The organism is Paracoccus bogoriensis, assembly GCF_019431455.1.
GTDB lineage: Bacteria > Pseudomonadota > Alphaproteobacteria > Rhodobacterales > Rhodobacteraceae > Paracoccus > Paracoccus bogoriensis.
The window spans coordinates 1-13,651 of the sequence record NZ_JAHYSR010000008.1 but is presented as its reverse complement, the minus strand read 5'-3'; the positions used below and the strand labels follow the sequence as shown (position 1 = coordinate 13,651).

Below are 13,651 nucleotides of genomic sequence, written 5' to 3'. Positions count from 1 at the left end.
CGATGCTGCTGAAAGGGGCCGAGATCGCGCGCTATCTGGCCCGGCCTGACCCGTCGCGGCCGGGTCTGCTGATCCATGGGCAGGACGCGATGCGCGTTGCGATGAAGCGGGCCGAGGCCGTCAGGGCGTTGGTCGGCGAGCGTGCCGACGAAGAGATGCGCCTGACCCGCATGGCAGGGGCCGGGCTGAAGAAGGATCCCGCCCAGTTGCTGGACGCGGTGCGCGAGGTGGGGTTCTTTCCCGGCCCGCGCGTCGTGCTGGTCGAGGACGCGCCCGACGGCGCGGCGGATGCGGTGCGTGCCGCACTGGAGGGATGGCGCGCGGGCGATGCGGTGATCGTGATGACCGCGGGGGCGCTGGCAAAATCCTCGGCGCTGCGAAAGCTGTTCGAGACGCATGGTCAGGCGATCTGCGCGCCGATCTACGACGACCCCCCCGGCGAGGACGAGATCGCGCGCTGGCTGTCCGATGCCGGTCTGCGCGAGGTGCCGCGCGATGCCATGCGCGAGATGCTGGTCCTGGCCCGCGCGCTGGACCCCGGCGATCTGCGCCAGACGATCGAAAAGATCGGGCTTTACAAGCATGGCGACCCCTCGCCCCTGACACCGGACGAAATCGCCCTGATGGCCCCCGCCACGATCGAGGCGGATCTGGACGAACTGATCCACGCCGTCGCCGAACGCCGCGAGGCCGAATTCGGCGCATTGATGCGGCGGATCTCGGCGCAGGGTCTGGCGCCGGTCTCGATCTGCGTTGCCGCGCTGCGCCATTTCCGCGCGTTGCATCTGGCGGCGGCCGATCCGGCCGGGCCTGCGGTCGCGCTGTCGCGGGCGCGGCCCCCGATCTACGGCCCGCGCCGCGACCGCATGGTGCGGCAGGCGCAGGGCTGGGGCCTCGGCCCGCTGGAAGAGGCCATCCGGGCGCTGCTGACGCTGGACCTGACGCTGAGATCCTCGACCCGCGCGCCGCAGATGCCGCTGGTCGAGCGCGCGCTGCTGCGGCTGGCGATGCGGCCTCGGGGGCGGCGGTGAGCCTTGCGGTCGATGCGCTGGTCGTGGGCGCCGGTCCTGCCGGGCTGATGGCGGCCGAGACGTTGATGGCGCCGGGGCGCCGCGTGCTGGTGGCCGAAGCCATGCCCTCGCCCGCGCGCAAGTTCCTGATGGCGGGCAAGTCGGGGCTGAACCTGACCAGGGACGAGCCTGCGCCAGCCTTTCGCACGGCCTTTTCGGGCAGTGCCGCGGGCGTGCTGGACGGGTTCGGCCCGGATCAGGTCAGGGCCTGGGCCGAGGGCTTGGGCATCGCCCTGTTCACGGGATCGACGGGGCGGGTCTTTCCGGTCGGCATGAAGGCCTCGCCGCTGCTGCGGGCATGGCTTGCGCGGCTGGAAGCGGGGGGCGTCGTCCTGAACCGCCGCTGGCGGCTGAAGGCGATCGGTGACGGCTTTCGCTTTGCCACACCCGAGGGGCCGGTGCTGGTGCGCCCGCGTGTCGCGGTGCTGGCCATGGGCGGGGCAAGCTGGCCCAGGCTGGGTTCGGACGGCGCATGGCGGGGGCTGTTGGAGGCCGCCGGTGTCCCGGTTGCGCCTTTCCGCCCCGCCAATATGGGTTTCCGGGTGGATTGGTCGCCCGCGATGGCGCGGCATTTCGGCGCTGCGGTCAAGGGCGTGGCGATCCGTGCCGGGGCGCAGGTCAGCCGCGGCGAATGGGTGATCGCGCGGGCGGGAATCGAGGGAGGCGGCGTCTATGCTGTCGCTGCCGCGATTCGTGACGGCGCAGAGCCGCTGCTGGATCTGGCGCCCGACCTGGACCTGGCCGCGCTGGCGCGGCGCTTTGCTCGTCCGCGCGGGCGGCTGTCGGTCGGCAACTGGCTGCGTCGCGTTCTGGGCGATCCGGTGCGCGCGGCACTGCTGATGGAATGGGGCAGGCCGCAGCCCCAGGACGCGCCTGGCTGGGCCGCGCGGACCAAGGCGCTGCCGATGCAGCTTGCGGGGCCGATGGGGCTGGATCGCGCGATTTCCTCGGCCGGGGGTGTCATCGCCGACGCGCTTGGTCCTGGGCTTGAACTGAAAGCCCTGCCCGGCGTTTTCGTGGCGGGCGAGATGCTGGACTGGGAGGCGCCGACCGGTGGCTATCTGCTGACCGGCTGCCTGGCCAGCGGTCGCAGGGCGGGCCTTGCGGCGGCGGCACGACTTCAGACGCCGCCGGCCTGACGATCAGGCCCGGCGGCAGGCGGCCAGTTGCTGGCGATACATTTCCGAACGCTGGCTGACCTGGCCTGCGACCCGGATCAGCCAGGGCTTCTGATTGTAACTGCCCCGCGCATAGCCGCTGCGACCCTCGTGATAGGCCAGGTATTGCCGCCCGGCATCGTGCTTGGACAGACCAAGGCGCTGCTGGCTGCCATGCATGTACCAGCCCATGAAATCGGTGGCATCGCGAATGTTGTCGCGTCGGGCGCGGCGGTTGCCGGTGGCCCTCTGATATTCCTCCCAGGTGCCGTCCAGAGCTTGCGAATAGCCGAAGGCGCTGCTTTGGCGACCGATGGGGATCACGCCAAGCGCGTATTGATGCGGGGTGCGCGCATCGCCGATGAACTTCGATTCCTGATACATCGTGGCCATCTGGACATGCACCGGCACGCCCCACTTGCGCTCGGTCGCGCGCATGGCACGCATATAGGCGGGACGCTCGGCCGCGATGGCACATGCATTGTCAAGCTGACGCGGAGCGCTGAAGTTTCCGCCGCCGCATGACGCGACAAGCGCGACAATGGCCAGCTTCAGAAGCCTGTTCATCCTGCCCTCGTGCTGCGTTTCGTGTCGTTTTCCCGCAGTATTAGCGGAAAACACGAGGCTTTGAAATCACAAAGCCGGAATGGGCGGGCGCCCGCCGGTCGGATCAGGCGGCGCTTTCGGGGCGAAGCAGCGCGTTCAGCGCGCGCAGATTTTCGGCCCCCGCCTCGCGCAACAGCGTCTCAAGCGCGCGGTAATGGCGCAGCACCTCCTGCCCGGTCGGCGTCACCCGGGCGCCGCCGCCGCCCGCCCCGCCGCGCGCACTGTCGATCACGGGATCGGCAAAGGCGGTGTTCATCTCTTCGACCAGGGTCCAGGCGCGCTTGTAGCTCATCCCCATCTCGCGCGCGGCGGCCGAGATCGAGCCCAGGCGGCCGATCCGGGCCAGCAACTCGGCCTTGCCCGGCCCCAGGATCAGCGGGCTGTCATATTCCAGGCGCAGCTTGATGCGCAGTCGGGGGGTGGAAGCGGACATCGGAGCCTCGGCTGATGGCGTTATTCCCCGTGACCATAGCGATCCCGTGCGGGGAACGCAATTTCCGCCGATTCCGCAACGGCACATCGGCTGCGACTTGCCGCAGGATGCGGGGCTTCTATGCTGTCGCCACCCTGAGAGGAGGCTATGATGTCTGCATCCGAAATCGTGATCCTGTCCGGTGCGCGCACCGCCATCGGCGGCTTTGGCGGCAGCCTTGCGGGCACCCCGCCCATTGATCTGGCGACCACCGTCACCCGCGCCGCGCTGGAGCGCGCGGGCCTTGCCCCAGAAAAGGTCGGACAGGTGGTGTTCGGCCATGTCATCAACACCGAACCCCGCGACATGTATCTGAGCCGCGTGGCGATGCTGAATGCGGGCATCCCGCACACCGTCCCCGCGATGAACGTGAACCGGCTTTGCGGGTCGGGTGTGCAGGCCATCGTCTCGGCCACGCAGTCGCTGATGCTGGGCGATGCGCAATTCGCCGTGGCGGGCGGGGCGGAATGCATGAGCCGGTCGCCCTATGCGGTTCCCTCGGCGCGATTCGGCGCCAGGATGGGCGATCAGGTGATGCTGGACATGATGACCGGCGCGCTGACCTGCCCGATGGGCACCGGCCACATGGGCGTCACCGCCGAAAATGTTGCCGCAGAGCATGACATCTCGCGCGAGCAGCAGGACGAATTCGCGCTGGAATCGCAGCGCCGGGCGGCGGCGGCCATCGCAGCGGGCCATTTCCGCGAGCAAATCGTCCCGGTCGAGATCAAGTCGCGCAAGGGTATCGTCGCCTTCGACACCGACGAGCATCCCAAGGACACCACGCTGGAGAAGCTGGCCGCGCTGAAGCCGGTTTTCCAGAAGGGGGGCAGCGTGACGGCAGGCAATGCCAGCGGCATCAATGACGGCGCGGCGGCCTTGGTCCTGGCACGGCGCGATGCGGCCGAGGCTGCGGGCCTGGCGCCGCGCGCCCGGATCCTGGGCTATGCCGTGGCAGGCGTGCGCCCCGAAGTCATGGGCATCGGTCCCGTTCCCGCGGTCGAGCAATTGCTTGAGCAGACCGGTCTGAAGGCCGCCGATTTCGACGTGATCGAATCGAACGAGGCCTTTGCCGCGCAGGCCTTGGCCGTGACCAAGGGGCTGGGCTTGGACCCGGCGCGGGTGAACCCCAATGGCGGGGCGATCGCGCTTGGCCATCCGGTGGGCGCGACGGGCGCGATCATTGCGATCAAGGCCCTGTATGAACTGGAGCGGATCGGCGGGCGGCGTGCGCTGATCACCATGTGCATCGGCGGCGGTCAGGGCATCGCGCTGGCCATCGAGCGGATCTGACGTCGCGATGCCGGTCGGGGCCATGCGCGCCCCGGCCGGCGTTCGGGCGGCGCGGTTTCGCATGGGTCGGAACTGGACGGGCCGTCCCGATGGGACGGCCCGCGAGTTCCACGGAGATGGTCCGGTTAGGGATGGAAGAAATCCGTCCGGTCCCAATCAGGGTTTACGACCCTCGGGGCTGCCCTCAGGCCACGGCCCCCCTGACTGTTCCGACACCTCTCTCCAATATCACTCTCGACACTGGACCACCTCCTTTCAAAAGATTGCCGTTGGAATTTCAGGGTGCCACAGATTCCCCGTCAGTCAATTGCCATTATGTTTCAGACCGCAACAAATTGCGGACAAATAGACGAAAGGGCACAAGGGCAAGTAGTGCCAGACCAAGCTTGACCAGCCAGTCGGCACTTGCCAACGAAATCCACAGCGCGCTGACCGGTCCGTAGCCAAGCAGCGGAACGGCCTCGTTTGCCCAGCCCGTATTGGCGTCGGCGGGCAGGAAGGCCGCGAATGCGATGGTGAAGAACAGCGCCGTGTCCACCGTCGATCCCACGATGGTCGAGGCCAGGGGCGCCCGCCACCAGCGCCCGCCGCGAAGTGCGTCGAAGACCGCCACATCCAGCAATTGCGCGATCAGGAAGGCCGTCCCCGAGGCGATGGCGATTCGCAGGGTCGTTGCCTGGAAACCGGCGGCGACCAGCGAGCAGGCGACGCCGGTGACGAATCCCGCCAGCACGACGCGGCGCGCGGCCGAGGGGCCATAGACACGGTTCATGACATCCGTGACCAGAAAGGCCAGCGGATAGGTGAAGGCACCCCAGGTCAGCCAGTCGCCGACCACGAATTGCACAAGGATGTTCGAGGCCACGACGATGGCGGCCATGGCAAGGATGCCGGGCAGGAAGCGGTTCATCTGGGGGTCCGTTTTACAAGGTGGCGGAGAACTCGGCCCCGCACGGGCGGCGGCGGGGCAGGGCGCGCTTACGCCCTGTCTGCCCGGCCTGTCAATTCCCCTGCGCCTGCCGGTCGCTTCGGGTGATGCGGTATTCGACAACCTCGGTCCGTTGCAGGAACAGGAAATTGTCGTCCGAAATCATCGTGACGCGCAGATCCTCGGGGCTGCCCCAGACCGACACACCCTCGAGATTGTCGAACTGCATCGGCGCGCTTTCGATCAGGATATGCTCGTCCTGCGGCCCTTCCGCATCCAGCACCATGCTGCGCAGCCGCGACCGGAAGCCCAGAGGGCCCAGAAAATCGCGTTCAAGCAGATAGAACCGGCCGTCGGGGCCGTAATCGGCGCCCACCGGCAGCCAGTTCCCGTCGCGCCGGATCTGCGTCATTTCCGACCATGCGCCATCCCGGAAGGCCAGCACGGTAAAGGGAGTCGTTGCGCTGGCGGATCGCTCGGGCACGATCACCAGCGTCCCGTCCTCACGCAGGGCCAGCGCCTCGAACCCGGCATTCGCGCTCATGCCCGGCAGGACCGGCGGGCGGGGCAGCGGGTCCGAGGGGCCATGCGGATCGCCGTAGCCTACGATTCGGTGCAGGCCCTCGAAGCTGACCCAGACCCGCCCGTCGGGCGCGAGGGCCAGACCCTCGCTGTCGCCCAGATGCCCGGCGGGCAGGGGCGTGCCGTGGCGATCGGACAGATGGGCGCGGTCCTCGACATGCAGCGCGATGATGCGGCCGGCCGCGTCGCGGTCGATCCGGCCGGTGAACAGATGCGCCCGGTCGGTCAGCGCGTGAAAGCGCGTGCCGTCCCCGGTGATCTCGATGCCCGAAAAGCCGCCGAATTGCGGGTCGTCATGGCGCCAGATATGGGTTGCCAGATGCTGCGCCACCGGCTCGGCCCCGGCAGGGGCGGCCAGCGCGATCAGGATCAGGGCGAGTTGGCGACGATCTGGCATTGCTGGGGAAGCTCGCTCATCCGATAGGTGCGGGGATGCCGGTAATCGGGGTCCGGCCTTGCGGCAGGGGCGCGCGAGGGGTTGGCGCGGTTGTTGATCCATTCCTGCGCCTCGGCGCAGCCGTCGCCGGGCGGGGGCGGATCCTGCGTCCGGCAGATCGAGCCCTGCGGGCAGGACAGCCGGATGTGGAAATGGTGGTCGTGATTGTTGATCGGGCGCACCTTGCGCAGCCAGGATCGGTCGCCCGTCTCCATCTGGCACATGGCGACCTTGGCCACCGGATCGACCAGCAGGCGTTCAACCCGCGGATCACGGGCGGCGGCACGCATGATCAGGAAATGTCCGGTTGTCCAGTGCTGCGACAACCCCAGCCCGCCTGGGGCCACGACCGAGACCGACGAGATGGTCTCGCGCTGCTGGCGGCTCAGCGTCAGCGAGGGCGGCGGCAGCATCCAGATGTCGGCATCCAGCCCGATCTGGTGGCTGGCATGGCCCGAGGTCATCGGCCCGCCGCGCGGCTGGCTGATGTCGCCGATATAGAGGCCCTGCCACCCGGCCTGCTGCGCGGCGCGCGACAGGCCCTGCAGGAAGTCGATCATCACCGGATGGCCCCAGTGGCGGTCACGCGACAGCCGCATCGACTGCCAGCTTGGCCCGCTTTCGGGCATCTGCACCAGGCCTTGGGCGCAGCCTTGCGAATAGAAGCCGATCGAGACGGCAGGCCCCTGCGAGGGGGTGCGGAACGCGCCGAACACGTCCTTGGCCAGAGGATCGGCGCTGGCCGGGGCGGCAAGCCCAAGCACCAGCGCGGCGGCTTTCAGCAAATGTTTCATGGGCGCGGTCCCTCTGCCTCTCCTTCGGGGTTCACCCACATTAGCAGAAGCAGGGCCAGCAGGAAGATCACGATCAGCGGCAGGAAGCCGATGCGCTGGCTGCCGCTGATATCGGTCGTCACGGCGATCAGGAAGGGCGCCAGAAAGGCCGTGACCTTGCCCGACAGCGCATAGAGGCCAAAGCCCTCGGTCGCGCGGTCCTCGGTCGTGTGGCGCACCATCATCGTGCGGCTTGCGGCCTGCAGCGCGCCGCCCGCCCCGCCGATCACCGCGCCGCAGGCAAAGAAGATCAGATCGGGCAGCCGCAGCCCGGCCAGGATCGGGTCGGGGGTGGCGATACCCAGGACCGAGCTGCGGTCCATCCCGATCAGCAGCGTGCAGACCGCCGATAGTGCAAGGATCGAGGCGATGATGACCGCGCGCGGACCAAAGCGCCGGTCAGCCTTGCCGCCCAGCCAACTGATGATCGCGGCCGAGATTGCGCTGATGACACCGAAGACCCCGGCCAGAAAGACCGGCCAGCCCAGCACCGTGCCCGCATAGACCCCGCCAAAGCCGTAAAGCGCGTTCAGCGCATCGCGCGAGAACATCGACGAGGCCAGCCAGGCCGCAAGGCTGCGCCGGTGCCTGAGGCTGCGGATCAGCGACCAAAGCTCCGCCAGCGCCGCCCCGACCCGCACGGGCCGCCCGGCACCTGAAGGTTCGCGCACCCACAGGAAGAAGGGAATCATGAAGACCGCATACCAGATCGCGGTGAAGGGGCCGACAAAGCGCGTGCCCTCGCGCAGGGCCGGGTCCAGACCGAACAGGGGCGGGATGCCCGCCAGCGTGCGGCCTCCGGGCGTTTCGGCGAACAGCGCCAGCATCAGCGCCAGCGCGACGACCCCGCCCAGATAGCCGAAGGCGTAGCCCGACCCGGATATACGCCCGATTTCGGCCTTGGGGGCAAGGCCGGGCAGCTGAGCATTGGCGAAGATCGTGGCGAATTCGACGCCGATCAGGCCGATACCGAACAGCACCACCGCCTGAACCAGCGCGGGCTGGGTGGGCATCAGCCACCACAGACCGGCCGAGCCGATGACGTAAAGCCCCGAAAAAGCCCAGATCCACGGCATCCGCCGACCTGACGTATCGGCGATGGCGCCCAGGATCGGGGCAAAGACCGCGATGATCGCCCCGCTGATCGCCAGCCCGTAGCCCCACAGCGCCTGCGCCTGCGCGCCTGCGATCGTGGCGCTTTCGCCCATGGCGATGAAATGGCGCTGCGCCACCTCGGCGAAGTAGATCGAAAAGATGAAAGTCAACAGCAGCGTGTGATAGGGCTGGCTGGCCCAGTCAAAGAACCACCAGCCCCAGATCCGCTTGCGATCAAGCTCTTGCCGCATCTTCCCCCCTTGGACGCCCGGCGCCATAAGGGCAGCACGCCGTCAGGCTGGCAAGCCTTTCGTTTGTGCGGGGCCAAAGGGCGGCCAGGGGCGCAGGGCGTCGGCCTCGATCCAGGCGGCGATCCAGTCGGGCAAGGGCGGGCTGTCAGTCGGGTGGCCAAGCGCCGCCATCACCTCGGCCGGGGCGACGATGCCCTGTTTCGAGGTCACGGCAGAGCGGATCAGCACCTGATTGCAGCATTCGCCCCCGCGCCACATCGACTGCTCCATATAGACGAAGCGGTGATCCCACCCGACCAGCCGCGAGACCATGGTAAAACGGTCGAATGCGCGGATGCGCCGCCGGTAGCGCGTCGAGTTGCCCGCCACCGTGATGCCCCAGCCGCGTTCCTTCAGGACGGGGATCAGCCCGGTCCGACTGACCAGCGGGATGCGGCCCAGATCGAACAGCGTCAGGGTGCGGCCGTTGTTCAGCTCCCACCAGGGGTCCAGATCCCAGGGCCAGCAGAGATGCGTGGAAACATGCGCGTCCAGCGGGCCGAGTCGCGGCGCTTTACGGTATTTCAACATCTCCTTGGCAAAACGGATCAGAGGATACATCGGCGGCCCTTTCGCTGTTCGCGCCCGTGGTGGCCCCGGATCACGCGGGCGTCAACCCAGACGCGGCGGCAGGCGGTCGCACCGGGTTGCTCATCGGGTTGCGCCGGTCGAATCGCGCGTCCATACAGGGGCAGGACAGGCCAGGGGGCCGCAGACAGGATGACGGGGAACGCGGATGGTCACGCTGTATCAAGCCTTGCAACTGATCCTTCAGATCATGTGGTTCGTGATGATCGTCCACATCATCATGTCCTGGCTGATCAATTTCCAGGTCCTGAACCTGCGCCAGCCGCTGGTCGCGCAGATCTGGGACGGGCTGAACCGTCTGCTTGAACCGATCTATCAGCCGATCCGCAACATGCTGCCCAATACGGGCGGGCTGGATCTGGCGCCGCTGGTGGTTTTTGTCATCATCATCATTGCCCGCAGCGCGCTGGCAAACAACGCGGCTTTCTTCTACGGCTATTGATGGCGCGCGACCTTTCTTCGGGTGATCTGCTGCGGCAGGTCTGGGGCTTTGACGGCTTTCGCCCCGGCCAGCAGGAGATTGTCGAGGCCGTGGCCAAGGGGCGCGACGTGCTGGCCATCATGCCCACGGGCGGCGGCAAGTCGCTGTGCTACCAGTTGCCCGCGCTGATGCGCGACGGCGTGACGGTGGTGATCTCGCCGCTGATTGCGCTGATGCGCGACCAGGTGCGCGCCCTGCGCGAGGCGGGGGTCGAGGCGGGCGCGCTGACCAGCGGCAATACCGAGGCCGAGACCGAGGCCGTCTTTCAGGCCATCGCGGCGGGCCAGATCAAGATGCTCTACATGGCGCCCGAGCGGTTGGCCTCGGGCGGGACGGTCTCGCTTCTGCGGCGGGCGGGCGTGACCGCGATCGCGGTTGACGAGGCGCATTGCATCAGCCAGTGGGGGCACGACTTTCGCCCCGATTATCTGCGGATCGGCGATCTCAAGCGGGCGCTGAACGTGCCGCTGGCCGCCTTCACGGCGACCGCCGACGCCGAGACACGGGCCGAGATCGTCTCGCGTCTGTTCGGTGGCGCCGAGCCGCTGACCTTCCTGCGCGGCTTCGACCGTCCCAATATCCGGCTGGCCTTTCAGCCCAAGGACAGTCCGCGCCGTCAAGTCCTGTCCTATGTCGCCGCGCGGCGCGGGCAGTCGGGAATCATCTATTGCGGCGCCCGCGCGCGGACCGAGACGCTGGCGCAGGCCCTGCGCGAGGCGGGCCACCCGGCCATCGCCTATCACGCCGGCCTCGAGGCCGAGGCCCGGCGCAAGGCCGAGGTGCGGTTCCAGCGCGAGGACGGGCTGATCGTCGTGGCGACCATCGCCTTTGGCATGGGGATCGACAAGCCCGACATCCGTTGGGTGCTGCATGCCGACCTGCCCAAATCGATCGAGAATTATTATCAGGAGATCGGCCGCGCCGGCCGCGACGGCGATCCGGCGGACACGCTGACGCTTTACGGCCCCGACGATATCCGTCTGCGCCGCAGCCAGATCGACGAGAGCCTGGCCGAGCCCGCCCGCAAATCGGCCGATCACGCGCGGCTGAACGCGCTGCTGGGTCTGGCCGAGGCCACGGGCTGCCGCCGCCGCCGCCTGCTGGCCTATTTCGGCGAAGAACTGGCCGAGGACTGCGGCAATTGCGACCTGTGCCAGACGCCGCCGAAGCTGTTCGACGGCACGATGGCGGTGCGCAAGGCGCTGTCGGCCATGTTGCGGACGGGCGAGTGGTTCGGCACCGGCCATCTGATCGACATCCTGACCGGGACGACCACCGAGAAGGTGCGCGAACGCGGGCATGACCAGTTGCCGACCTTCGGGGTCGGGCGCGAGCATGGGCGCGGTCAGTGGCAAGCGATCTTCCGGCAGATGATGGGGCTGGATCTCTGCCGCCCCGATCCCGAGCGCCATGGCGCGCTTCATCTGACCGAGGCCGCCCATCCCGTGCTGCGTGGCGAGACCAGCGTCACGCTGCGCCAGGACACGACCCGCACCAAGGCGGCGAATGTCCTGCGCGCCCAGGTCTCGGAAGAGGACGAGCCGCTTCTGTCCGCGCTGAAGGCCCGTCGCCGGGCGCTGGCCGAGGCCGCGCGCGTGCCGGCCTATGTGATCTTTCCCGACCGCACCCTGGTCGAGATGGCCGAGCGTCGGCCCCGCGATCTGGACCAGATGGCCCGGATCGTCGGCGTCGGCGCCAGGAAGCTGGAACGCTATGGTCAGGCCTTTCTGGAGGTGATCGCGGGCGAACCGGCGCAGATGCATCCGGCGCGCCGCGCGCTGGCGGGCCGCCCCGAGGGCGCGCTGTTCGACCGGCTGATCGCTGCTCAATCCAGGCTGCAACGCGGCGCGGACGGGACAGAGAAACCGCTGAGCTGCTCGACCGCCCAGATCCGCCGCATCGCCGAGGCGCGGCCCGACAGCCTGGACGCGCTGGCGCGTCATCTGGACGAGGCGCGCCTGCGGCGTTTCGCGGATGCTTTCCTTGCCGAGATCGTCGCCGCAGATTGATCGGCCATTGTGACCTCCGTCAAGGGATCGTGATGCATCGCCGCGCGCATGGCCTGCGTATCTTGTGCAATGGTCGGCCGAGGCCCCTGCGCCGACCCCGATCGGAGGATGCGATGAAACTGAGCTGGTCTGACGTCACCCCGCAGTGGATGTATCTCAACCGCCGTGCGTTCATGGCAGGCAGCGCCGCCGCGCTGGCACTCGGCGGGCAGGCCCAGGCCCAAGCCCTGACGGCCCGTCCCTCGCCTCTCTCGACTGACGAGGCGCCCAACAGCTTCGAAGAGATCACGAACTACAACAATTTCTATGAATTCGGCACGGGCAAGGACGACCCCGCCCGCAATGCCGCTGCCCTGACCACCGACCCCTGGTCGGTCGAGATCACCGGGCTTGTCGAACGCCCCGGTCGCTACGGCGTCGAGGATCTGGCCCCCGAGAATGCGCTGGAGGAACGCATCTACCGGCTGCGCTGCGTCGAGGCCTGGTTGATGGTGGTGCCGTGGATCGGCGTGCCGCTGGCTTCGGTCCTGAACCGGGCAGGGCTGAGGCCCTCCGCGAAATACGTCGAATTCGAGACGCTTCTGCGGCCCGAAGAGATGCCCGGCCAGCGGCGCCCGATCCTTGATTGGCCCTATCGTGAAGGGCTGCGCATCGACGAGGCCATGCATCCGCTGACGATTCTGGCCACCGGGCTCTACGGTCAGGCCATGCCGAATCAGAACGGCGCTCCGATCCGGCTGGTTGTGCCGTGGAAATACGGCTTCAAGTCGATCAAGTCGATCGTGCGGATCAACCTGCGCGAAGACCAGCCGATGAACACCTGGCAGCAGATGCAGCCAGGCGAATACGGCTTTTATGCCAACGTGAACCCCCAGGTCGATCACCCGCGCTGGAGTCAGGCGACCCACCGCCGCATTGGCGCGGGGCTTTTCGCCGGGCGCGAGCCGACACTGATGTTCAACGGCTATGCCGATCAGGTTGCCTCGCTCTATGCGGGTATGGATCTGAGGGTAAATTATTGATCCGCGACTTGAATGACAGGCTGCGCCGGGTGCCGGTGCCGCTGGTCTGGGTGCTTGGCACGATTCCCTTTGCGCTGCTGGTATTCGACGCGGCGACGAACAACCTTGGCGTCGATCCCGTTCAGACCATCGAGCACCGGCTTGGCCGCACGGCATTTTACCTTCTGGTCGCCGGGTTGGCGGTGACGCCGCTGCTGCGCCTGACCGGAGTGTCGCTGATGCGCTTTCGCCGCGCCATCGGCGTTCTGTGTTTCGGATACGCTGCGGCCCATGTGCTGAGCTGGGCGGTGATCGATATGGGCCTGCTCTGGGGCCAGATGGGCCGCGACATCGTCAAGCGCCCCTATCTGCTGTTCGGGATGTTGTCCTTCGTGGCGATCTTCGCACTTGGCGTGACCTCGAACAACCTGTCGCTCCGGCGTATGGGCGCGAGGGCTTGGAGAAATCTGCATCGGCTTGTCTATCCGGCCGCCGTGCTGGCGGGGATGCATTGGCTCTGGGCGGTCAAGGTCAATGAGATGGCGCCGCTTGTCTGGACCTCTCTGATTGTCGCGTTGCTTGTCCTGAGAGTTGCGATTCCCCGGACGCGGGGACGATCTGCGTGATGGTATCATATAATACACAATAAAAACAAACCGTTAAAATTTTTATGCGCCGGGGATGCATTTTTTTGTGCAAACCCGCTTGCGTCTTCTGTTTGGTGCGCCTATTTACCGCTTCACCGAAGGCGGGGACGCTGACGGTGCTGGGGTGGCGCTTTGGGGTGCTGGACTGGCGGGAATTCTGGGA

14 protein-coding genes are annotated in these 13,651 nt (G+C 67.5%); 7 read left to right on the top strand and 7 right to left on the bottom strand.

The features are described 5' to 3' along the window. The first annotated feature begins 2 nt into the window (after positions 1 to 2). Complete coding sequence (gene holA, locus KY389_RS15290; RefSeq protein WP_246587974.1) at positions 3 to 1,031, top strand: DNA polymerase III subunit delta; 1,029 nt, start codon at positions 3 to 5, stop codon at positions 1,029 to 1,031. Next, positions 1,028 to 2,209 (top strand): BaiN/RdsA family NAD(P)/FAD-dependent oxidoreductase, encoded by a 1,182-nt coding sequence (locus KY389_RS15285; protein ID WP_343222906.1) that lies wholly within the window; start codon positions 1,028 to 1,030, stop codon positions 2,207 to 2,209. The genes holA and KY389_RS15285 overlap by 4 nt, the downstream gene beginning before the upstream one ends. Before the next feature lie 3 nt (positions 2,210 to 2,212). Here KY389_RS15285 and KY389_RS05410 read toward each other — a convergent pair whose 3' ends face one another. Both KY389_RS05410 and KY389_RS05405 read right to left on the bottom strand, forming a co-directional pair. Further along, the gene (locus KY389_RS05410; RefSeq protein WP_219829834.1) at positions 2,213 to 2,794 is read right to left on the bottom strand and encodes a transglycosylase SLT domain-containing protein; all 582 of its coding nucleotides are present in this window, start codon (positions 2,792 to 2,794) and stop codon (positions 2,213 to 2,215) included. A gap of 103 nt (positions 2,795 to 2,897) precedes the next feature. Then, positions 2,898 to 3,266, bottom strand: a complete 369-nt coding sequence (locus tag KY389_RS05405) for a winged helix-turn-helix domain-containing protein (RefSeq protein ID WP_219829833.1) — start codon at positions 3,264 to 3,266, stop codon at positions 2,898 to 2,900. 150 nt (positions 3,267 to 3,416) lie between these two features. Here KY389_RS05405 and KY389_RS05400 point away from each other — a divergent pair, with 150 nt between their 5' ends. After that, positions 3,417 to 4,598, top strand: a complete 1,182-nt coding sequence (locus KY389_RS05400) for an acetyl-CoA C-acyltransferase family protein (RefSeq protein ID WP_219829832.1) — start codon at positions 3,417 to 3,419, stop codon at positions 4,596 to 4,598. 313 nt (positions 4,599 to 4,911) lie between these two features. On the opposite strand, the gene KY389_RS05395 is transcribed toward KY389_RS05400, so the two are convergent. The 5 genes from KY389_RS05395 to KY389_RS05375 form a co-directional block, all read right to left on the bottom strand. Further along, on the bottom strand, positions 4,912 to 5,508 hold the full coding sequence (locus KY389_RS05395; RefSeq protein WP_219829831.1) for a queuosine precursor transporter: 597 nt from the start codon (positions 5,506 to 5,508) through the stop codon (positions 4,912 to 4,914). 91 nt (positions 5,509 to 5,599) lie between these two features. Continuing rightward, positions 5,600 to 6,505 carry an esterase-like activity of phytase family protein gene (locus tag KY389_RS05390; protein ID WP_219829830.1) on the bottom strand — a complete coding sequence of 302 codons (906 nt, stop codon included), beginning with the start codon at positions 6,503 to 6,505 and terminating at the stop codon, positions 5,600 to 5,602. Then, positions 6,478 to 7,338: a penicillin-insensitive murein endopeptidase gene (mepA, locus tag KY389_RS05385; protein WP_219829829.1), complete on the bottom strand. Its 861-nt coding sequence runs from the start codon at positions 7,336 to 7,338 to the stop codon at positions 6,478 to 6,480. Before mepA ends, KY389_RS05390 begins: the two co-directional genes overlap by 28 nt. After that, a complete protein-coding gene (locus KY389_RS05380; protein ID WP_219829828.1) occupies positions 7,335 to 8,723 on the bottom strand; it encodes an MFS transporter in 1,389 nt (462 codons plus the stop codon). The genes mepA and KY389_RS05380 overlap by 4 nt, the downstream gene beginning before the upstream one ends. 42 nt (positions 8,724 to 8,765) lie before the next feature. Next, positions 8,766 to 9,323, bottom strand: coding sequence for an acyl-CoA thioesterase (locus KY389_RS05375; RefSeq protein WP_219829827.1), 558 nt, complete (start codon positions 9,321 to 9,323; stop codon positions 8,766 to 8,768). A 175-nt stretch (positions 9,324 to 9,498) separates the two neighbouring features. Here KY389_RS05375 and KY389_RS05370 point away from each other — a divergent pair, with 175 nt between their 5' ends. The 4 genes from KY389_RS05370 to KY389_RS05355 all read left to right on the top strand — a co-directional run bounded on the left by KY389_RS05370 (position 9,499) and on the right by KY389_RS05355 (position 13,467). Then, on the top strand, positions 9,499 to 9,792 hold the full coding sequence (locus KY389_RS05370; protein WP_219829826.1) for a YggT family protein: 294 nt from the start codon (positions 9,499 to 9,501) through the stop codon (positions 9,790 to 9,792). Continuing rightward, positions 9,792 to 11,840, top strand: coding sequence for a DNA helicase RecQ (recQ, locus tag KY389_RS05365; protein WP_219829825.1), 2,049 nt, complete (start codon positions 9,792 to 9,794; stop codon positions 11,838 to 11,840). The genes KY389_RS05370 and recQ overlap by 1 nt, the downstream gene beginning before the upstream one ends. Positions 11,841 to 11,953: 113 nt before the next feature. Beyond that, positions 11,954 to 12,862 carry a protein-methionine-sulfoxide reductase catalytic subunit MsrP gene (gene msrP / locus KY389_RS05360; RefSeq protein ID WP_219829824.1) on the top strand — a complete coding sequence of 303 codons (909 nt, stop codon included), beginning with the start codon at positions 11,954 to 11,956 and terminating at the stop codon, positions 12,860 to 12,862. Continuing rightward, positions 12,859 to 13,467 (top strand): protein-methionine-sulfoxide reductase heme-binding subunit MsrQ, encoded by a 609-nt coding sequence (locus tag KY389_RS05355; RefSeq protein ID WP_219829823.1) that lies wholly within the window; start codon positions 12,859 to 12,861, stop codon positions 13,465 to 13,467. Before msrP ends, KY389_RS05355 begins: the two co-directional genes overlap by 4 nt. Positions 13,468 to 13,651: the final 184 nt, after the last annotated feature.

Bases quoted from the DNA above. Each gene is read 5' to 3' on its own strand.
- KY389_RS05410 (WP_219829834.1), bottom strand. From the start codon at position 2,794: ATGAACAGGCTTCTGAAGCTGGCCATTGTCGCGCTTGTCGCGTCATGC.
- KY389_RS05395 (WP_219829831.1), bottom strand. From the start codon at position 5,508: ATGAACCGCTTCCTGCCCGGCATCCTTGCCATGGCCGCCATCGTCGTG.
- KY389_RS05390 (WP_219829830.1), bottom strand. From the start codon at position 6,505: ATGCCAGATCGTCGCCAACTCGCCCTGATCCTGATCGCGCTGGCCGCC.
- KY389_RS05375 (WP_219829827.1), bottom strand. From the start codon at position 9,323: ATGTATCCTCTGATCCGTTTTGCCAAGGAGATGTTGAAATACCGTAAA.
- KY389_RS05380 (WP_219829828.1), bottom strand. From the start codon at position 8,723: ATGCGGCAAGAGCTTGATCGCAAGCGGATCTGGGGCTGGTGGTTCTTT.
- KY389_RS05405 (WP_219829833.1), bottom strand. From the start codon at position 3,266: ATGTCCGCTTCCACCCCCCGACTGCGCATCAAGCTGCGCCTGGAATAT.
- KY389_RS05400 (WP_219829832.1), top strand. From the start codon at position 3,417: ATGTCTGCATCCGAAATCGTGATCCTGTCCGGTGCGCGCACCGCCATC.
- KY389_RS05370 (WP_219829826.1), top strand. From the start codon at position 9,499: ATGGTCACGCTGTATCAAGCCTTGCAACTGATCCTTCAGATCATGTGG.
- holA (WP_246587974.1), top strand. From the start codon at position 3: ATGCTGCTGAAAGGGGCCGAGATCGCGCGCTATCTGGCCCGGCCTGAC.
- recQ (WP_219829825.1), top strand. From the start codon at position 9,792: ATGGCGCGCGACCTTTCTTCGGGTGATCTGCTGCGGCAGGTCTGGGGC.
- msrP (WP_219829824.1), top strand. From the start codon at position 11,954: ATGAAACTGAGCTGGTCTGACGTCACCCCGCAGTGGATGTATCTCAAC.
- mepA (WP_219829829.1), bottom strand. From the start codon at position 7,338: ATGAAACATTTGCTGAAAGCCGCCGCGCTGGTGCTTGGGCTTGCCGCC.